The organism is Rossellomorea yichunensis (assembly GCF_032337515.1).
Classification (GTDB): Bacteria; Bacillota; Bacilli; order Bacillales; family Bacillaceae_B; genus Rossellomorea; species Rossellomorea yichunensis.
This window is the reverse complement of sequence record NZ_JAVYAD010000004.1, coordinates 177,994-197,943: the sequence shown is the minus strand read 5'-3', so window position 1 is coordinate 197,943 and position 19,950 is coordinate 177,994. Positions and strand designations below refer to the sequence as shown.

Genomic DNA, 19,950 nt, shown 5'->3' with positions numbered 1-19,950 from the left:
CTCATCACGATCTAGCTAGTAAATATCCTTGGAGTGCAAATCACAGGCAGAATGGAGTAGTGAGAAACGTAATAGTAAACTGGTGATTACCATTCGTTCATAGAATTCTTTCTGAAAGATAGTAAGTTCACTCTTAATATTATGTTATGGTCAAGGTAAACAATGGTTTGGACAAACTTTGGTTATTATTATGAAAAAAATGAAGATGTGGTATTTGGCAAAGGTAAGTTTCTAGGAAAGAGTGTAAAAATTATAATGCTGTGGAATATACAGGAGTAACAAAGGTTAATGGAGAGGTAAAAGATATTAGCAGAAGGGTTTTTCAAAGGGTTGATATTGATTACAAGCGAGTCGATCCTGATACTGGTATGACAAATTTCCAATTAATGAAAAAAGGAAGAGCGCCCATTTGGAAAGATGGAACGGTCATTGAACTTCACCATTTAATTCAAAGAGAGCCAGGATCTATGGTTGAAATCCCTGCAAGTATGCACGATGAATATAATAAAATTTTGCATGGTTTAGTAGAGAATGGTGGTAGTTTTAGAAACGACCCCATTTTAAGAAAGCAATACGACAATTTTAGAAGTAAATATTGGAGATGGAGAGCTAAGCAGATAGATTAAAGTGAATTGTAAAGGAGGAACCTGGAATGAATAAAGAGGAATTAACAAACTTTGTTAATGAGCATAAGGAACCAGATGACTTTACAGGCGGAGTAGATGTAATTCAAATTCATTCTATTGAAAATGAGCTAGGGGTGGAATTACCAAATAGTTTCAAGTGGTTTTTAACTACTTATGGTTCTGGTGGGCTATTTGGTGTTGATATTTTAGGAGTGGCTAAGTCAAATAGAACTCCTGTGGTTGTGAGTACTAAGAGATATAGAGAGTTAGGAATGGAAAAGGAACTAGTAGTTATTGAAGATGCTGGAGAATATGTTTATTGTCTTAATACGAGTGAAATGGAAAATAATGAGTGCCCGGTAATAGTGTGGAATAGGACAGGCGGGCTTGATGATTTCAATACGGCAAAGAATTTTTATGAGTTTTTATCACAAAGGTTACTGAGCGCAAAAGAAGCATGGGAAGAAGATTTTTGAGATCAAGAATATAGAAAAAGAAATTTTAAAACGAAAGGGGAGCAAGGGGACGGTTCTCCTGTTCTAGGAAGCATCAGAACCGTCCCCATGCTTCCTGCTTCCCCCATGCTTCCCAAAAAGTGTCATATCTCTCTAAAACAGAGAGATATGACACTTTTTTTATTTCCACAACAATCCGACCTCCTTAAACAATCAAATATATAACACCATCACAAAAATGTAAGCGGTTTTATAGTAAAGCGCTTTCAAGGAAAATGAAGGTATAGAAAGGGAGGGGTTAAGGATATGAAGGCTTGGAAGAAGTTTATGACAGGTGCAGCGATATCCACGTTGTTATTTGCTGGGGGCTGCAGTGGGGGATCTAGTGAGACTGGATCTGAGAGCAGTGGTGATAAGGTTGTTCTGGATTATTGGCATACGTATAGTGATCAGGAAGAAGTCATTCTTAATGAGAAGATTAAACCATTGTTTGAAAAAGAACATCCTGATATTGAGTTGAAGCTTACGAGGATGCCTTATGAAGGATTGAAACAGCAGGTGATTGCCGGGGTTTCCGGTGGGGAAGCACCTGATTTGATGCGTATGGATATTGTGTGGGTTTCTGAGTTTGCCAAGATGGGCGCCCTTCAGGAAGTAAGCGGTATGGAAGGGTTCGAGGAAGTGAAGAACAGTGTCTTTGAAGCTCCTATGGCTACGAATATCTATGACGGTAAGTACTATGGAGTACCGGTAAATACGAATACAAAAATAGCCATCTATAATAAAGACTTACTTGAAAAAGCTGGGTACACAGAAGCGCCGAAAACGATGGATGAACTGAAGGATGCCGCGAAGAAAGCGGTGGATGCAGGAGCGAAAGGTGGAATTGGCATCGGAGGCAGCAACGCTTGGGGATTCCTTCCATACTTCTGGAGTCTTGGCGGTAAGATGACAAATGATGATTATACACAATTCGATGGCTATTTAAATAGTAAAGAAAGCATTGCAGCGGTTGAAGAAATGGCAAATTGGCAGAAGGACGGGCTTCTTTCACCTACGATCCTGGGCGGAGAACCGGGTGCTTGGGATGGTATGAAAGAAGATCAGTATCTCATGCTGGATGACGGCCCTTGGTTCTACAGTATTCTGGGGAATGAAGAGGGAAGTAAGTTCAAACCGGAAGAAGAGACTGTGAGTGGTCTTATTCCTGAAGGTCCTGGTGGAAGCCGTTCTGTTATCGGCGGTGAGAACCTAGTCACATTTGCAGGTTCCGAGCATCCTGAGGAAGCATGGACGTTTGCGAAATGGATGTTGACGGAAGAGCCTCAGAAACTGATGGCGGAAGCGGGACTGATTCCTACGAATAAGAACGCTGCGAATGATCCAAGCGTGATTGAGAATCCGATTGTCGAGAAATATGTCAAACAGCTTGAAACAGCGCTACCTCGTACTCCGGTTGCTGAGTGGTCTGAAATTGAAACGGTCATCAACTTGAACTTCGAGAAAGTGATGCGCGGAGAGATGAAACCGAAAGAAGCATTGGATGATGCTGCGAAGAAAGCGGATGCCATTCTTCAACAGTAGTGTTGACAAGAGAAGGTACTCACCGATCTGGTGCAGTATCTTCTTTCATTAATAAAGACATAAGGAGGGAGCAAGGTGGAACCGAATCTAAATAATCATGACAGTGATCTTATTCTTTCTACAAAAAAACCATTTTCTGAGCGGTTCAAAAAAGGGGCAAAGCAGTGGCTGGAAGTCTCGCCGTTTCTTCTCATTGGGCTTGCCGGGGCAAGTATATTTGTCATCTATCCTCTCATAAAGGGGATTGTCATGAGCTTTCAGGACTATAACATCATTCCCGGTGCGGAAAGTCCTTTTGTCGGTTTAGAGAATTATAAAAAGGCTTTTTCGGACCCGGCTTTTGCGTACGCCGTCAGGAATACATTTCTCAATACAGTCGTGACGGTCCCAATCAACTGGTTTTTAGGACTGTTTTTTGCTGTGTTGATCAATATTCAATTTGTTAAGTACAAGATTACGTTCAGGACGTTGTATTATCTTCCGATCATTACGTCATGGATCGTCGTTGCATTCCTTTTCCGTTATCTGTTTGCAGATGGCGAGGATGGGTTGATTAACTTTATGCTTGTGAACTTGGGAATCGTGGATGAGCCGATCAGTTGGCTGCAGAATCAGTGGACAGCGATGGTCGTCATCTGGCTGTTCCACATCTGGAAAACAGTGGGGTGGACAGTGGTCATCTATTTAGCAGCCCTCCAGGGGATTTCGAAGAATCTTTATGAAGCGGCAGCAATCGACGGTGCAAGCGGAATAAAGGCTTTCAGGTTTGTCACCATTCCGATGCTGCGCCCGATTACGGCATTTGTCATCATCAATTTAATCATGGGCGCCTTTAACTTTTTCCCACAGGTGTATTTCATCACGAACGGTGGACCGATGGGGCAGACGGAAGTGCTCCAGAGCATGATCTATAAACAGGCGTTCAGTAACTTCAACTTTGGGTATTCTTCAGCATTGGGTGTGATGATGGGTCTGACGATCTTCCTGATTACATTCACGCAACAGAAGAAACTGAGCAATCAGAAATTCATGTAGATAGAAGAGGAGGGTAAACGTATGAATGGGAACTTTTTTAGTAAATTGGTAGTTTATTTGTTTCTCATTTTGGGGGTCGTCGTCTTTATCACACCTTTCATCTATATGGTGATGACGACATTCATTAACGGGGCATACTCACTTCCGAAGCCACAGGAAGTGTTCACGGCAGTCCCCAATTTTGAAAACTATGAAATTGTATGGAACAAGAATAATTTCTTTCGTTATTTCTTAAATAGCTTGCTGGTAGCGGGTGTCGCCACGGTGGGAAGTGTTTTCCTTGGAGCGTTGACGGCTTATGCCTTTGTCCGGTTTACGTTTCCAGGCAAGGAACTGTTATTCAGGATCTTTTTATTCACGATGATGATTCCACTTGTGCTTGCCATCGTTCCTCAATTTACCGTCATTAAGAACCTTGGGCTTGTTAACACTTACTGGGGCTTGTGGTTATTGTATATTGGCGGTGGTGTGGTCGGTTCTACTTTCTTCCTGAGAGGGTTCTTTGAGACCGTACCGAAGGAATTGGAAGAATCCATTTTGATGGATGGAGGAGGGAACTGGACCATTTTCAGAAGAATCTATCTGCCTCTTTCAAAGCCTGCCCTCGGTACAATGGCCATTTTCTCATTTTCGGGGACTTGGGATGAATATTTCGTTGCGTTGACGATCATCAAGGATGAAGCGATGAGAACATTGCCGATAGCGCTAATGATGTTCCAGGGTAAATATGCGAGTAACTGGTCTTGGATATTTGCGGCTTCCTTGATTGCGATTCTGCCGGTGATCATCATTTATATTATCTTCCAGAAGAAGTTTGTACAGAGCGGACATTCAGAAGGAGCGGTCAAAGGATAACTCATATAGAGGAATAGGGTGAGAGTAATGGGGAAAAAGAAAAGCCTGGCCGTGCTGGCAAGCATGTCACTTACAGCAACGATGCTTTTCGGTTGTGTGAATTCAAATTCCGAACCTGTCTTTCAAGCGGAGACGATTCAACAGGGGAAATGGGTGAATGAACTGAGCACGGATAAAGCCGCCTATGCGCCGGGGGAATCTGTGAAGCTTTCGTTATCACTGAACGAAAAAGTAAACGAAGGAAAAATACTGGTTCAGTATAAACACTTGGCAGAAACAGTGAAAGAGGAAGAAATCGATCTGAAAGAGCAAGACATATCGTGGTCATGGAAACCAGAAAAGGTTGATTTTAAAGGCTATATGGTAGAGGTGTATGTAAAACAAGGAGATGAGGTCATTGATCATCAGAACATAGGTGTTGATGTATCCTCCGATTGGGCCAAGTTTCCGAGGTACGGGTATCTTGCCGATTTTTACGACATGGAAGCTGACAAGCAGGAAGAAGTGATCGCCAATTTAAATCGATTCCACATCAATGGGCTGCAATTTTACGACTGGCAGTACAAACATGAGAAGCCCCTGAAGATGCAAGATGGTGAACTTGCGGATACCTGGCCGGATATCGCCAACAGGGAAGTATCAAGGGATACAATCGAACGCTACATTTCCCTTGCCCATGAAAAAAATATGAAGGCGATGAATTATAATCTCTTGTTCGGCAGCTATGAAAATGCTGAGGATGAGGGAGTGAAAAAAGAGTGGGGCCTATTCAAGGATCCGGATGCGGAAGAGCAGGATCATCATCCCCTTCCTGATAATTGGGCGAGTGATATTTACCTGATGGATCCTTCCAATAAAGGATGGCAGGATTTCATCATAAACGAAGAAAAACAAGTGTTTAATCATCTGGATTTTGACGGATGGCACGTCGATCAGCTTGGTGACCGTGGTGTACTTTGGAATGGTGAAGGGAAGACGGTCGACCTTTCGACTACTTATGTACCTTTCCTGAATGAAGCGAAAAAGGAACTGGATGTCGACCTGGTCATGAATGCCGTTTCGCAGTATGCACAAGGGTATATCGCTTCCCAGGCACCGGTGAGCTTCCTCTATTCGGAGCTTTGGGATGGTCATACTACGTATTCGAGTCTTAAAGGAGTCATTGATCAGAATAGTAAATACAGCAAAGGGAAGCTGAATACAGTCCTGGCTGCGTACATGAACTATGATTTATCTGACTCCATGGGAGAATTCAATACACCCGGTGTTTTGATGACGAATGCGGTCATCTTCGCTTCTGGAGGGTCTCACTTGGAGCTTGGTGAAAATATGCTTTCGAAAGAATATTTCCCTCATAAGAAATTAAGCATGAGTGATGAACTGAAAAGTGAATTGACAAGATATTATGACTTCCAGGTAGCCTATCAGAATCTTCTCCGTGATGGTGGTGAGGAAACGGAAAAAGAAGTGAAGATAGAAGGCGATCTTACCATCTCCGATCAGCCGAAGCTCGGTTCCATCTGGTCATTTGCCAAAAAGAAAGAGGATAAAGAGCTTATTCATCTGATTAATTTCACTGATGCTTCCTCGCTGGAATGGCGGGATAATCAAGGATTACAGCCTGATCCTGAGGAAAAAAAGGATATCAAAGTGGAAGTGAAGGCTGGGGGGAAGGCAGATAAGATCTGGGTGGCAACACCTGATGACTATCAGGGTTCCCCTCTGGAGATTGATTTCAAGCAAAAAGGTGACTCGATTACGTTCACCGTCCCTTCCCTCAAGTATTGGGACATGGTCGTGATCGACTATAAATAGGACCTATTGCTCCAGTTAAGAAGGAGAGATATGATAGATAACAAGAATAACGGAAAGAGGGATTAACAGATGATACAGCTTCTAAAGAAACGGCTGGCTGCCAAGGTCATTCTCACCATATTAGTCGTTTGTTTAATCCCTACGGTCTTTAATAGTGTGTTCTTCTACCAATCTGCCTCGGACGTCGTAAAAGAAAATGTAAGGGAATCGTCAAGGCAGATTGCGAGACAGGCAGCAGAATCCCTGTCCTTTATCTTCTCCAATGGGAGTGATATGTCAGATCTCATCTACAGTAATGAAAGAATACAGGAAATCGTGAAGGATGACTTGGACCAGCGCTCCTCAGCCACAGAAGAAGATCAAGAGTATATGACATCTTATTTGAATTCAAATATTTATACGAGTTCATTCGTGAGGATCATTTACGTATTGAAGGAAGACGGGATGAGCTGGGGGAGTGGGACATTTTCCCCTTATAAACTCTCAAAAGTGAATATTGATGGATTGGACTGGGCCAAGGAAGCGGTTCGAAGAGATGGAGAGCTGGTGTGGGGAGGACTTCAATATGACCGGTTCAGCGGGGCCGGGGAAAACACAGATCTTGTCCTGCCCATCACAAGGGTATTGAAAGATTTTGATACGATGGAGAACATCGCCTATATTCAGGTCAGCCTGGACGGAAAAGCGGTATTGGATAAAATCAATCAAATCAAGCTTGGGAAGACCGGACACTTCTTTGTAGTGAATGAGCAGGCTGAAGTGGTGATCGATAATGATTTAAATACTCTGCTGCATGCACCTGTTCAGAATAAGGAAATGCGAAAGTATATCCTTTCTGATAAACGGGAATTCGAATTCGAAGAGGATGATATCCCATATTATGGCGTAACGGAACCAATCGGAAACGGCTGGTTGATTGTCGGAAGGGTACCAACTTCTGAAATCACGGGCGAACTCATTTCGATTCAGAAAATCATCATTGGTGCATCCGTCATTTTCGGAATATTGGCTATTCTTGTCGGGAGTTTCATCGCAAAGAAAGTGACCGATCCGGTTAAGATCTTGACGGAGCAAATGAAGCTTGTAGGTGAGGGGAACTTAAAGGTGCGTACGAGTGTGAATTCAAAGGATGAGATCGGAATGATGAGCTCAGAATTTAACCATATGATCAATCGGGTGGAAGATTTACTCGAGCAAGTGAAGGAAGAACAGCATCAGAAGCAGGAAGCCGTCCTTCGGGCCATCAAGCACAGAATCAATCCTCACTTCCTTTTTAACACATTGAGTACGATACGCTGGCTCGTCCAGTTCAAAGAGACGGAGAGAGCGAACACCGCCCTTACTGCATTATCGAAACTCCTAGAAGGGAATATGGGGAAGACCGGGAACTTTATATCCATAAAGGAAGAAGTGGAATTGGTTGAACAATTCATGGTCATCCTTCAAATCAGGTATGAGCAGAAGTTCCATTTGGTGACGGACTTTGAAGAGGGCGTTGAAGGTTGGGAGATTCCGAGGATGCTTCTGCAGCCGATCGTGGAGAATGCCATCTTTCACGGGATCGTACCAACAGGAACGGAAGGGACAGTGTGGATCACGGGTAAGAATATCCCCGGAGGAATTCAAATCGAAATCAGGGATGACGGAGTGGGTGTTGAACAGGATATGTTACAACGAGTGCAAAGGTCGTCCGTTGGAGACAACTCATACGTAGGAATCGGGTTAAGTCATGTAGCCGATTCCATTAGACTTTATTTCGGTCCGGATTCGAAGCTTGAAATCAGCAGCGGGGAAGGGACAGTGGTGAAGCTAGTATTGATGACGAAAACCGGGGGTGATCAAGGTGTATAACGTGATGATTGTGGATGATGAACCGATCATCCGCTTTGGCCTGAAATCCTCCATCGACTGGGAGGATAAGAATCTTCACTTGATCGGTGACTTTTCAAATGGAAAACAAGCGTTAGAGGCAATGGAGAGAACCGGCCATGTGGATATTCTCATAACCGATATAAAGATGCCTGTCATGGATGGCATTACGTTAATGAAGAAAGCGCTTCAAATGTATCCGAAGCTAAAGGTGGTCCTGGTCAGCAGCTACAATGAGTTCGAATATGTCAGGGAAGGCCTTACACACGGCGCGGTCGATTATATATTGAAACAGACACTTGAACCCGATCAATTCTCAAGGACCATCCATAAATGTATAGACAAGATACTCGAGGAGGAAAAAGTAGCAGAAAAGCTCGATCATGCGGAACAGACCAATAAAATCAATGAAAGGCGGAGGACAGAACAATCGATCAAGAGGGTCCTCCTTCGAAAAATGCCGTACCAGGATTGTGAACAAAGGATTGAATCTCTTCCTATGCCCCAGCTTTTACTACTTGGGAGTATAAAGGAGCTTGATCGATTCGAAGATGAATTTGGTTTCCTTTATAAAAATTTGATCATCGAAGAAATTCAAGACCGCTTCTATAGAGAGACCGAAGACGGGTACTGCTTTCCGATAGGCGAAAATGAACTGATTTTCTTCTTGGGGAATACGGAAGAACCCCGGGATACCGTTAACAAGTTGAAGGAGAGGATTGAAAAGGAAACGTCCCTGAAACTGGTGTTCAGCTATGCAATGGTTTCAGATCCAGAAAAATTGGTCGAGGGATACCATCATGCCTCTCTGGCAGGCAAACAATATTTCTTCCAAAGTAACACTGAGATCTTTCCTTATGAAAGAGGAGTGAAAATGCTTCGGGAGCCCCTGAGTCTTGAAGAGGTAAAAGCTCAAATTCATGGGGAAGAATCACTTGAGAACTTCCTCGAGTCGAGGTTTGTACGCTGGAAGGAAGAGAACATGCACCCTGACAAAGTCAAGAAGGAAGCAGGGTATATCCTGAAGGCATTATATTGGAATAAGGTTGAAGTAAGCGTATTTATAGACCATATGTCAAACTTGGCTTCTTCAGAAACACTGGAGGAATTGACAGGGCTTTTCCATGAAGCGAAGAATGAATGTGACCACTTGCTGGAATCAAAAAGTAAGCACCCAAATACGGATAATGAGCTGCTGGATAAGGCACTATCATATATCCATCACCATTTTACACAAGAAATGACTCTTCAGCACGTCGCAGATCATATCCATATCAGCCGGAATTACTTTAGCATTTTATTCAAGCGATTCATGGATATCAATTTCATCGATTACGTGATAGGGCTCAGAATCAACAAGGCGAAAGAACTTCTCGGCCACACTTCATTGAAGGTATATGAAGTAGCCGGTGAATCAGGCTTTAATGATGTGAAATACTTCAGTAAATTATTCAAGAAAGTCACCGGCTTCTCCCCGGGGGATTACAGGTCAGAGCATCATAAATAGATAGGGAAAGGGAATGCTCACATGATTCGATTCCGGAAAACCATCATACTTATCCTATTGCTTGTATTGAACGCTTGCGGAAATCAACATATCATCGACCATTCAAAGAAAGTGAAATTATCGGATGAAAACAGTGTTGAAGAAATAGAGATCTGGCACACTTACAGCGACGAAGAAACGAGAATCTTTGAGAATGAGATCATTCCACTATTTGAAGAGAAATATCCGGGGATCGATGTCAAATCCGTCAGGCAGCCTCACAGCAAGCAGCTGATGTCAGCGCTTATTTCACGGGCATCTGTCAATCGGACCCCCGATGTCGTCAGAATGGATATTACATGGATTCCCAAGTTTGTCCACCTGGACTTACTCTATCCAATAAGTGAATTTGATGATTTTGATTTGGTCAAGACAAGATTCCTTCAAAATCCCCTTGAGTCGAATCGATTCGGAAAGAATTATTACGGATTACCCCTGAACACGAATGTAAAAGCAGCCATTTACAATAAAGAAGCGGTTGAAAGACTCGGCCTGGATCATCTTCCTCAAACGATGGATGAATTGATTGGAATCGTAAAGGAAAACAATCTGAAAATCGGAATCAGTGACGTTTCTCCTTGGAACAGCCTCCCCTATTTTTACGGATTGGGCGGAAAGGTGATGAACGGGGATTATACGAAGGCAAGCGGCTATCTGGATAGCAAAGAGAGCATTTCAGCCCTTAAAGAGTTGGTGGGGCTGTACCAAAACGGATTCATTCCCCCCGAGGTACTCAGTGGATATGCAGAGACTTGGCAGAATGTCAGTTCAGGGGATTATTTCATGATTGATGAAGGGCCATGGTTCTACAGTGTAAGGTCAGAAAACGACTTAGCTCTAGTCAATCAAGAAACGGTTTCAGGCGTGTTTCCGAGTAATGGAGAAGAGCGTTCCATCCTCGGCGGAGAAAATGCGGTCATCACGAAAGGAACGAAACATCGGGAAGCATCATGGACGTTCGTTAAATGGATGACCACCGAAGAGCCTCAAAGCCTACTGTTAAAAGCAGGTTTACTCCCAACGAATAAACGGGTGGAAATATCGAATTTTGCAGAAGAGTATCCTTACTATAAAAGTTATATTGAAAGCATCGATGAAGCCTTCTTAAGGCCGCCGGTGCCGCAATGGGAAGAAATCAACACCATCCTGACAAATACTTTCAGGAACATTTTCAGTGGGGAAGTAAGTGTAGAAGAAGGACTAAAGAAAGCTGCAGCTGATATAGACCGTCAGCTCTCATCATAGAAAGGAAGAGAAAAATGGAGAAAAAATGGTGGAAAGAAAGCGTCGTCTATCAAATTTATCCGAGAAGCTTCAAAGACAGTAACGGAGACGGGATCGGTGATTTACAAGGAATCATCAGCAAGCTGGATTACTTAAAAGAACTGGGAGTCGGTGTCATCTGGCTGTCCCCCGTCTATGAATCTCCCAATGATGATAATGGATATGATATCAGCGATTACAAAGCCATCATGGACGAATTCGGGACGATGGAAGACTGGGAAGAATTATTGGAAGGTCTCCATAGCAGAGGGATGAAGCTGATGATGGATCTTGTGGTCAATCATTCTTCGGATGAACATGCATGGTTCATGGAATCCCGGAAATCGCAAGACAACCCTTACAGGGATTATTACATCTGGCGTCCCGGCAAGGACGGAAATGAACCAAACAACTGGACGTCTTTCTTTAGTGGATCGGCCTGGCAGTATGATGAGACAACGGACGAATATTTCCTGCACCTTTTCAGTAAAAAACAGCCGGACCTCAACTGGGAAAACCCTGTATTGAGAACTGAAATCTACGACATGATGAAATGGTGGCTGGATAAAGGGGTAGACGGATTCCGGATGGATGTCATCAACCTCATCTCCAAAGAGGACGGCCTCCCGAGTACACCAGGCGGAAAGAAATACGACTGGGGCGGGGATTACTTCATGAACGGCCCCCGTGTCCATGAGTATCTGCAGGAAATGAACAGGGAAGTACTCTCGAACTATGACATGATGACAGTCGGCGAATGTCCAGGGGCCTCCCCTGAGGATGCCGCCCGATATGCCAATGAAGAGGGTACGGAGCTCAACATGATCTTCACATTCGAACACATGGACCTGGATTCCGGCCTGGGGGGTAAATGGGACGTGAAGGACTGGTCTCTGGCCGATCTGAAGCAGGTGATGACCAAGTGGCAGAAAGACCTTGAAGGCAGGGGCTGGAACAGTCTTTATCTCAATAATCATGATCAGCCTAGGATGGTCTCGAGGTTCGGGGACGATCAGGAATACCGCGTTGAATCTGCCAAGATGCTTGCTACGTTCCTTCATATGCTGCAGGGAACTCCTTACATCTATCAAGGGGAAGAGCTTGGGATGACGAACGTTGCATTCGACTCCCTTGAAGAGTACAACGATATAGAAATTCACAATATGTACCGTGAAAAAGTGACGGAGGGTGGAGAAGATCACAACACGATCATGGAAGCCATCTATCGTAAAGGGCGGGATAATGCAAGGACGCCAGTGCAATGGGATGACAGTGAACATGCCGGGTTTACAACCGGTACGCCGTGGCTGAAGGTCAATCCGAACTATAAGGAAATCAATGCAGAGAACGCGTTGAAAGATCCCATGTCCATTTATTATTACTACAAGGAATTGAACCGCCTGCGTAAAGAACATGACATCATCGTTTATGGCACGTATGACCTCATCCTTGATGACCATGAGCAACTCTACGCTTACACCCGGACGCTCGGGGAAGAAAAGCTTGTGATTCTGTGTAACTTCACGGGGGAAGATGCAGCCTTTACCTTGCCTGAAGGTCTTCACTTTGAATCTTCATCTTTGCTGATTGGTAATTATGAAAATGATGAAAAGCATCTCGTGGAAAATGGGAAATTAAAGCCTTATGAAGCGAGAGTTTATAAATTAAATTAACAACGCAGAAAAAAAGCAGCCGGCGTGCTGCTTTTTTCTGTGAGAAAGTGTTTTATATACATGAATGAGTGTCATAAATTAAGCGCTTTCATTCTATCTATTCTTCTGGAGAGGTGTTGTCTTTACAATAGAAAGTAGAAGCAAAGGGGGAACAGATATGACAGTGAATAAAGTGATCAAGGTAGGTCTTATCGGACTCGGAGGAATGGCGGATGCCCACAGAAGGATGATTTCCGAGCTGGATCAACTCCAATTAAGCGCGTTGTGCGATGTGAACGATGAACTACTGCAAAAGGTGGGAGAGGAAGAGGGGATTGGAGAAGAGAAGCGATTCAACGAGATGGAATCGCTGATCCAGGACCCGACTGTGGATGCGGTGATTTCGATTGTGCCGAATGACTTGCATGCGAAAGTATTGGAGTTGTGCATCCGTCATCAGAAACCCATCATGGCAGAAAAACCGTTCACATTGAATTTCAAGGAAGCGGAATATCTGGCGGAACTCTATGAGAAGACACCGATCCCGTGCATGGTCGGGTTTTCATACCGTTATATACCGGCCTTCAGATATGCCAAGAAGCTGCTGGAGGAAAATAAGATCGGTACCCTCCGTCATCTGGAGGTCCGCTATCTTCAATCGTTCGGCTCACCGATCTTTGATGTCCCGTATTTATGGAGATTCAATAAGGCGGTTACCGGGACGGGGGCGTTGGGTGATCTCGGTGCACACATGATCGACAGCGCCAGGTTCCTTGTCGGGGAATTCAAATCAGTATCTGCGTTAATGAGAACCTTTGTCCCGGAACGCAGGAATCCCGCAACCGGTCATATGCATCAAGTGGAAGTGGACGATTATGCCAGTTTCCATGCCGTACTGGAGCATGATGTGGTAGGGGCGTTCCTTACAACAAGGAACGCAATTGGTTCCGGGAACCAGCATGAAGTGACGTTGTACGGGGATATCGGGACGATACACGTCAATTGTGAAAAACCGGATGAAGTCCTGCTCAGTTTGGTTGATGGTAATGAGCTTCAAACAACGAAAGAGACCCTGGAGATTCCACCTGGCTACAGGCGTCAGCAGCTCGAGGATTTCATCGCAATAGTGACCGGCCAGGGGCACGAAGAAATCCCTGACTTCCATGATGGCTATCAGAATCAAAAGGTGCTGGAGCGTATTATCGAATCAGCAGAAAAAGGTCAGTCCATAAACATAGACGAATAGAAAGGAGACGTTTATGAGTAATCAAAAAGTAAAGATTGCCGTCGCCGGTTCAGGTTCATTTGCGGATTTGTGGTATCTCCCGATTTTGAAACGTCATCCCTCCGTCATCCTGAAGGCGATCTGCAGTCAAAATGGAACAAATGCTGAAAGGCTTGCCGCTAAATACGGTATCCCATCCAGCTACCGGTCCTACGAGGAAATGCTGGAAGAAGACATCGACGGCGTCTGCATCGTGACCCCGAACTCCAGTCATCATGATCTTGCCTTGCTGGCTGCGGAAAAATGTATCCATGTTATGTGTGAAAAACCGTTAGCTATGGATACGAGAGAGGCAAAAGCGATGTGGGAAACGGCAGAACGAAACGGCATCATCCATAGAGTGAATTTCACGTATCGGGAGAACCCTGCCGTCCTCCGGTTAAAGGAACTGATAGAGGATGGATTGATAGGCAACGTATATGAAGGAAGGTTCGAGTATTCGGGTGATTACGGGTTATCAGGTCCACCGGGGTGGCGTGGCACGCATTCGTCGGGAGGAAGGGGCGGTGTGCTCACTGACCTGGGTTCCCATCTCATCGATGCCGTCCACTATATCCTTGGAGAAGAAATCGAAGGAGTTTCGGCTTCCCTATCATGTTTGGAGGACGGCAGGATGGAAAGGTTGAGTGAGTCCGTAAATAAGGATCGCTCAGCGGATTCTGCCTTCTTCCATGCTTCGTTTCCATCAGGAGTCCAGGGATCCTTTTATACCAGCTGGGTTTCAATCCAGGGAAATCGGAACCAGACAATTGATTTGACGTTCAAAGGCGAGAAAGGAGCGATGCAGCTTCTTTCCAGTGAACTAGGGATAAGACTCAGCTATGCACCATTAAAGGGGCCTTGGCAGGATCTCAAATTGGAAAACACGGTGCCGTGGGATGATGAGGCCGTGCCTTCCGAAGAACGTTTCCGCCCATGGCGTTTATCGGATAAAAATGAAATATGGAAATGGGTGGACACCATTCTCGATAAGAAAGAGCGGGACAGGCCGACATTCAGAGACGGCTATGTCGTCCAGCGGGTGATTGATTCCGTTCTCTTATCCAATACATTACGAAAAGAAGTAGACGTAAAAGAACTTGAAAAAATGGAGGAATCACAATGATCAACGTGACAATCTGGAATGAAAATCGACATGAACAATCGAATCCGGCTGTACAGGAGATCTACCCTGAGGGAATCCATCATGCACTTGCCGGCTTCCTGCAGGAAGAGTTCAGGGTGAAGACGGCCACTCTTGATGAAGCGAAGCACGGATTGACAGACGAAATCCTCAACGAAACCGATGTACTGATCTGGTGGGGGCATATCGCTCATGATGAAGTGAGCGACCACATTGTAGAGAAAGTGAAAGAACGGATCCTCGATGGAATGGGATTCATTCCACTGCATTCTGCCCATAATTCGAAAGTCTTCAAGGTACTGATGGGGACCAGGACGGGAGAACTCAAGTGGAGGGAAGCCGATGATAAAGAAAGACTGTGGGTCGTGGAGGAAGGTCATCCCATCGTGAACGGCATCCCTGAAGTCATCGAACTCGAGAAAGAAGAAATGTACGGTGAACGCTTTGGCATACCGAAACCTGACGAACTCATCTTCATCAGCTGGTTCTCAGGAGGAGAAGTGTTCAGGAGCGGCTGTACATACCGGCGCGGCAGAGGGAAGATCTTCTACTTCAGGCCGGGACATGAGACGTATCCGACGTATTATCACAAGGATATACAGCGGGTGATTAGGAATGCTGTGTTGTGGGCATGTCCTGAACAGGGTTCTCCGGTTCTTAGGTTGGGGAATGTGGAGCCGATGGAGAGCAGATAAGTGATTGGTTACCTATGGAATGAAGGAACTAGGATGTTACTGTGATTGTAAGATTCTGCTTTCTTCTTAGCTAATATAATTACTTCCTTTTCACAGGGTTATCTGGGGGAGGTTTCGACCCTACTTTTGTAAAGATTTACACAGGATTTCTAAAAAGGATAACCGTCGCCATACTTTCTCAGACAGCATAAGAACTGCCTGATCTGCTCAACCCCTAACAACGAGAAGGGATGATGAGGGATCAATAGTACACTTGGGATTAGGATAGATTGGTCATTACTGTGCCGAGTCTCGAATGTTAGGGAATTCTTGTGATTGGTCGTGATGGGATAGTTGGAGGGAAACCTTCGAAGATAATGGATTAAGAAGTAAACCCTTCGGTAGAATATTGTAAAAGAAAGCAGCAGCTTACCGGCGTAAGTTGCTGCTTTCTATAATAAGATACGCGGGGATTAACGCGTTTCTACTTTATTCAGGTTAAAAAATGAGGATGCAAGTTTCATAGCCTCATTCATTTTCTAAGACTGTTCTAGTTAAAGCTAATTTTAGTGCATTTTCTAAATCTTCCAAGGTGCTATATTGGATAATGTTTTTCGATTGTAAGTCAAACGGTGTATTATTAATTGATTTGGTTGTTAATATTACTGGCTTGTCAAGTGCATGAGCTATGCCTAGTTCATAAAAGACATTTGGGTTTCTTCCATCAATGTTAACGATTATTAATCTTGCTTTACATATTTTTTTTAAAATATGAGGTAAAATATCTCCACTTATGTATTCTTCATCACCTCTGGAACAATTTAGACCAACTTGATTACAGGTATTGTTTACTCGCTGGAAAAATGGTAGTTCTGATTTAATAAATGGGGTCAAAACAAAAACACTTTTTTTGTCAATTATAAGATCTTTTTCGGTCAAACCATGTTTTTTTAAAAAATTTGATAATGAATTAACACTATTTGTATTATTATTATTGATTTTTTGTTCTGTAACTAATAAATGATTAACATCTTTCCATCTATCTTCTGTATACATAAGTTTTTTATTTAATTCATGTATCTTTTCTTCATAATAATGTCTCATGTCATTTAATCTAGCAATATCTTTTTCCATATCGTAGTTATTATATTTTGACTTGTTTACCCTTGTAGTTAAAATTGTTACAAGTAATAAGCTTATTGAAGCAAAAGCTATTGTAAATGTTAATATTTCATTAATTTCCATTCCTAAATCACCCCACTTAGTTTACTTATAGCATATAGTAAACAAAATATAGATATTACATAATTAATTCCAAATAGAATCCTAAATACACTCCAATTGTTGTTTTGAAACTGCTTCTCTGTAACTCTCCAAATTAATGTAATAACAATTGTTATTATCATATATAAAACAAATAGATAAAATCCTCTGTCTAAGTCAAGATGTGTAAGTGTTAAATTTTCATCTTTATTATTAAAAGCTTCAATTATTTTATTTGAGCTAAGCTTTGAATATGAAATTATTAATGCAGAACTAAGAAACATAATATCAACAGGTAGCTCAGATAAAGCAGAGATAATGTGGGTTTTCTCACAAGTTCTATTGACAGACAATTTTATTATAAATGCTAATGCTAACAAAAATAGAGGGAGAATATATTGACTCATACTTTTTAAAACACCTTCCGAAAAAAATTGTTATAATTTCATTATATACTAAAATATTCCTTATGAACATAGTACTAGGAGGATGGCTAACTGCTTAATAATTAGTTGGAATCTCCATATTATTAATGTGACTTATTATTTATTTGCTGAAAAATAAAAAGCACAGTCTATTGTATTGGTAATTTATATCATTTACTCTTTAGTGAAATATTGATTGATACTTTATTTTTCTTATAATCCAACAAATCCGGGAGGTTGTGGATTAAATGTTGCATATGGATTGAGACGGTTTGAATATTTAAGTTTAATATGTTTCTTTTAAAAGAAATCTTATAAATAAAAAGGAAAGAACTATTTACAGGGAACAATATTTCGCAGGGTTATAAGAAGGGACGATTTTATGAAAGCTGAAAAGAAAATCGCGCTATTAAAAAGGTACCAAGTAAAATTGGGGGTAGATGTATTTAAAGAGATTGAAAGTCAAATTGTAGATTTATTAAAAGAGGAATTTAATTTGTTTTTAATTGGGAAAGCACTAAATGATCCCAGCAGTATGAGAGCAAAACTTTATAAAGGTATAGAAAAAAGTGAAAAAAATAAGAGAGTTAGAATTTATATGCCAGAGTTTATGTTTGAGGAGTTATTATTTATACCTAATTATAATTTGTTGGATCTTGAAAATATCTTAGCAGATAGTGTAGATGCTATTGTGATGTGTATTGAAAGTGCAGGCTCATTTACCGAATTGGGTGCCTTTGTAAATCATAGTAAACTTAATTCTAAATTAATTATCATTTTAGATAAAAAATATGAGAAACATAAAAGTTTCATTAATTTGGGTCCTATAAAATATTTAAAGACACACACTAACTCAAAAGTTATAACTACTGATTATGAACAACCAATCTCAGATAGTGTGATGAAAGAATTATCAAAATCCTTATTAAACATTAAGAAAGAAAACACAGTTAGAAATTATTCGTTGACCAATCCAATATTTGCTGAAAGGTTTTTATTAGCTATTTTATATACACACGGTGAAATTAGTAGAAGAATATTAATTGAAATAATAAAACAAATAAACAATAAGAATAAAGAAGAAATTATTGCCATTCTTGATGCATCTTTAGCTACACTTTTACACCATAAAGAAGTGAAATTTGATAGTGACTACTATTCTTTATCAAATAAGGGGATTTTAAGACTAGAGTCTGAATATCCTCCAAATATAATTCATGGTAAACTCGACAAATTCAGGATAAATATGTTAAATTTGAAATTGAGGAAATTATGGGCTTGAGCTATTCTTAGACTTAATTGTGAATAGTGTTTCGCTATTCGTGCTTAAACTCTTGTTTGTTATTTCAATAAAATCCGCCTAGTATATGCCCATATACTAGTCAAATTTTATTGAACCATTGCTTATGTGGTAAGAATAGGCCCATATTTTTCTTTGTTCTAGAGAAGGGTGAAATACAATGAGTAATAAAATGATTTACATTCTCGATTTACCTAATTTCTGTGATTCCTCAGAGCTATCAACTAGACTAAATATCAGTGAATATACATTAAATAAAATTACATTCGCTCCAGAATACCACTACAAGGAAATTAAAAAATTAAAAGCGAACGGGGATATAAGAATTTTAGCGTGCCCCTCCCAAAATCTTAAGGCAATTCAAGCCTGGGTATTAAGGACAATTTTAGATCAGTTACCTGTCCATAATAGTTGTACAGCATTTCGGAAAGGGATTAACTTAAGAGATAATGCAAATAAGCATAAAGGAAGTAAATATTTTTTGTGTTTAGATATCAAAGATTTCTTCCCGTCTATAACTAGTAAAAAAGTTTATAACTTTTTTAGAGGAATAGGCTATGGAAAAAAAGCTTCGCTATTATTAAAAGATATATGTACTTATAAAGGTGGATTACCTCAAGGAGGAGTAACTTCTCCAAGTCTGTCAAATTTGTTAAATATTAAACTAGATAGACGATTAGCTGGTTATGCTGGATCAAAAAATATCATCTATAGTAGGTATGCTGATGATATAGTACTCTCATGTAAAAATCCTGAAAAACTTTTAAAAGCAAAGTCATTTATTGAATATATTATTAAAGATGAAGGTTATACCCTTAACGGTAATAAGGTTAGATTGCTTAGGCCAGGAATGAGGAGGGAAATCACTGGCTTAGTATATAGTGAAAAAGAGGAAATAGGAATTGGTCGAGTGAAAAAAAGAGAATTAAGAGCAAAAATCCATCGCATGTGCTTACTACAAGAAAATACGAAAGAGTATGGTTTACTTCTGAAACACATAGAGGGGTGGTTTTCATACTTACTAAGTGTTGATAAAGTTGCTCATGATCAATTAAGAAAATATTTTTATGATAAAAAACAAAAATATAGTCAATCTAACATAGAAGCAGCTGCAAGTTTACTGGATGAATTAGATGAGCTTGATTTTTAAAATTAGGACTATCTAGTAATCTAACCATTC

17 protein-coding genes are annotated in these 19,950 nt (G+C 41.5%); 15 read left to right on the top strand and 2 right to left on the bottom strand.

Features of this window, described 5'->3' with window-relative positions; translation table 11 throughout:
* The first annotated feature begins 260 nt into the window (after positions 1-260).
* The 13 genes from RSX31_RS11980 (at position 261) to RSX31_RS11920 (ending at position 15,803) form a co-directional block, all read left to right on the top strand.
* The gene (locus tag RSX31_RS11980) at positions 261-626 is read left to right on the top strand and encodes an HNH/ENDO VII family nuclease (protein ID WP_315634691.1); all 366 of its coding nucleotides are present in this window, start codon (positions 261-263) and stop codon (positions 624-626) included.
* A 26-nt stretch (positions 627-652) separates the two neighbouring features.
* Positions 653-1,102 (top strand): SMI1/KNR4 family protein, encoded by a 450-nt coding sequence (locus tag RSX31_RS11975; protein ID WP_315634690.1) that lies wholly within the window; start codon positions 653-655, stop codon positions 1,100-1,102.
* A gap of 285 nt (positions 1,103-1,387) precedes the next feature.
* Positions 1,388-2,665, top strand: a complete 1,278-nt coding sequence (locus RSX31_RS11970; protein ID WP_315634689.1) for an extracellular solute-binding protein — start codon at positions 1,388-1,390, stop codon at positions 2,663-2,665.
* A gap of 75 nt (positions 2,666-2,740) precedes the next feature.
* Positions 2,741-3,700, top strand: a complete 960-nt coding sequence (locus tag RSX31_RS11965; protein ID WP_315634688.1) for a carbohydrate ABC transporter permease — start codon at positions 2,741-2,743, stop codon at positions 3,698-3,700.
* A gap of 21 nt (positions 3,701-3,721) precedes the next feature.
* A complete protein-coding gene (locus RSX31_RS11960; protein ID WP_034761677.1) occupies positions 3,722-4,555 on the top strand; it encodes a carbohydrate ABC transporter permease in 834 nt (277 codons plus the stop codon).
* Positions 4,556-4,582: 27 nt separating this feature from the next.
* On the top strand, positions 4,583-6,370 hold the full coding sequence (locus RSX31_RS11955; RefSeq protein WP_315634687.1) for a glycoside hydrolase family 66 protein: 1,788 nt from the start codon (positions 4,583-4,585) through the stop codon (positions 6,368-6,370).
* 69 nt (positions 6,371-6,439) lie between these two features.
* Positions 6,440-8,221 (top strand): cache domain-containing sensor histidine kinase, encoded by a 1,782-nt coding sequence (locus tag RSX31_RS11950; RefSeq protein ID WP_315634686.1) that lies wholly within the window; start codon positions 6,440-6,442, stop codon positions 8,219-8,221.
* A complete protein-coding gene (locus tag RSX31_RS11945) occupies positions 8,214-9,746 on the top strand; it encodes a response regulator transcription factor (RefSeq protein WP_315634685.1) in 1,533 nt (510 codons plus the stop codon). Before RSX31_RS11950 ends, RSX31_RS11945 begins: the two co-directional genes overlap by 8 nt.
* 21 nt (positions 9,747-9,767) lie before the next feature.
* On the top strand, positions 9,768-11,030 hold the full coding sequence (locus RSX31_RS11940; RefSeq protein WP_315634684.1) for an extracellular solute-binding protein: 1,263 nt from the start codon (positions 9,768-9,770) through the stop codon (positions 11,028-11,030).
* Between the two features lie 14 nt (positions 11,031-11,044).
* Entirely contained in the window at positions 11,045-12,721 is a 1,677-nt protein-coding gene (locus RSX31_RS11935; protein ID WP_315634683.1) for a glycoside hydrolase family 13 protein, read from the top strand.
* Positions 12,722-12,878: 157 nt separating this feature from the next.
* On the top strand, positions 12,879-13,946 hold the full coding sequence (locus RSX31_RS11930; protein ID WP_315634682.1) for a Gfo/Idh/MocA family protein: 1,068 nt from the start codon (positions 12,879-12,881) through the stop codon (positions 13,944-13,946).
* Positions 13,947-13,959: 13 nt separating this feature from the next.
* Complete coding sequence (locus tag RSX31_RS11925; RefSeq protein ID WP_315634681.1) at positions 13,960-15,090, top strand: Gfo/Idh/MocA family protein; 1,131 nt, start codon at positions 13,960-13,962, stop codon at positions 15,088-15,090.
* Positions 15,087-15,803 (top strand): ThuA domain-containing protein, encoded by a 717-nt coding sequence (locus tag RSX31_RS11920; protein WP_315634680.1) that lies wholly within the window; start codon positions 15,087-15,089, stop codon positions 15,801-15,803. Before RSX31_RS11925 ends, RSX31_RS11920 begins: the two co-directional genes overlap by 4 nt.
* A gap of 507 nt (positions 15,804-16,310) precedes the next feature.
* Here the strand turns inward: RSX31_RS11920 and RSX31_RS11915 are convergent.
* Positions 16,311-17,027, bottom strand: coding sequence for a hypothetical protein (locus RSX31_RS11915; RefSeq protein ID WP_315634679.1), 717 nt, complete (start codon positions 17,025-17,027; stop codon positions 16,311-16,313).
* A gap of 2 nt (positions 17,028-17,029) precedes the next feature.
* Complete coding sequence (locus RSX31_RS11910) at positions 17,030-17,452, bottom strand: hypothetical protein (RefSeq protein WP_315634678.1); 423 nt, start codon at positions 17,450-17,452, stop codon at positions 17,030-17,032.
* Between the two features lie 400 nt (positions 17,453-17,852).
* Between RSX31_RS11910 and RSX31_RS11905 the strand changes: the two genes are divergently transcribed.
* Both RSX31_RS11905 and RSX31_RS11900 read left to right on the top strand, forming a co-directional pair.
* Positions 17,853-18,752, top strand: a complete 900-nt coding sequence (locus RSX31_RS11905) for a retron St85 family effector protein (protein ID WP_315634677.1) — start codon at positions 17,853-17,855, stop codon at positions 18,750-18,752.
* Positions 18,753-18,930: 178 nt separating this feature from the next.
* Positions 18,931-19,920, top strand: a complete 990-nt coding sequence (locus RSX31_RS11900; protein ID WP_315634676.1) for a retron St85 family RNA-directed DNA polymerase — start codon at positions 18,931-18,933, stop codon at positions 19,918-19,920.
* The last annotated feature ends 30 nt before the right edge of the window (positions 19,921-19,950 follow it).

What these genes read in the sequence shown, in the direction of transcription:
- RSX31_RS11975 (WP_315634690.1), top strand. Translation starts at nt 653, where the DNA reads ATGAATAAAGAGGAATTAACAAACTTTGTTAATGAGCATAAGGAACCA.
- RSX31_RS11970 (WP_315634689.1), top strand. Translation starts at nt 1,388, where the DNA reads ATGAAGGCTTGGAAGAAGTTTATGACAGGTGCAGCGATATCCACGTTG.
- RSX31_RS11960 (WP_034761677.1), top strand. Translation starts at nt 3,722, where the DNA reads ATGAATGGGAACTTTTTTAGTAAATTGGTAGTTTATTTGTTTCTCATT.
- RSX31_RS11955 (WP_315634687.1), top strand. Translation starts at nt 4,583, where the DNA reads ATGGGGAAAAAGAAAAGCCTGGCCGTGCTGGCAAGCATGTCACTTACA.
- RSX31_RS11950 (WP_315634686.1), top strand. Translation starts at nt 6,440, where the DNA reads ATGATACAGCTTCTAAAGAAACGGCTGGCTGCCAAGGTCATTCTCACC.
- RSX31_RS11940 (WP_315634684.1), top strand. Translation starts at nt 9,768, where the DNA reads ATGATTCGATTCCGGAAAACCATCATACTTATCCTATTGCTTGTATTG.
- RSX31_RS11935 (WP_315634683.1), top strand. Translation starts at nt 11,045, where the DNA reads ATGGAGAAAAAATGGTGGAAAGAAAGCGTCGTCTATCAAATTTATCCG.
- RSX31_RS11930 (WP_315634682.1), top strand. Translation starts at nt 12,879, where the DNA reads ATGACAGTGAATAAAGTGATCAAGGTAGGTCTTATCGGACTCGGAGGA.
- RSX31_RS11925 (WP_315634681.1), top strand. Translation starts at nt 13,960, where the DNA reads ATGAGTAATCAAAAAGTAAAGATTGCCGTCGCCGGTTCAGGTTCATTT.
- RSX31_RS11920 (WP_315634680.1), top strand. Translation starts at nt 15,087, where the DNA reads ATGATCAACGTGACAATCTGGAATGAAAATCGACATGAACAATCGAAT.
- RSX31_RS11915 (WP_315634679.1), bottom strand. Translation starts at nt 17,027, where the DNA reads ATGGAAATTAATGAAATATTAACATTTACAATAGCTTTTGCTTCAATA.
- RSX31_RS11910 (WP_315634678.1), bottom strand. Translation starts at nt 17,452, where the DNA reads ATGAGTCAATATATTCTCCCTCTATTTTTGTTAGCATTAGCATTTATA.
- RSX31_RS11905 (WP_315634677.1), top strand. Translation starts at nt 17,853, where the DNA reads ATGAAAGCTGAAAAGAAAATCGCGCTATTAAAAAGGTACCAAGTAAAA.
- RSX31_RS11900 (WP_315634676.1), top strand. Translation starts at nt 18,931, where the DNA reads ATGAGTAATAAAATGATTTACATTCTCGATTTACCTAATTTCTGTGAT.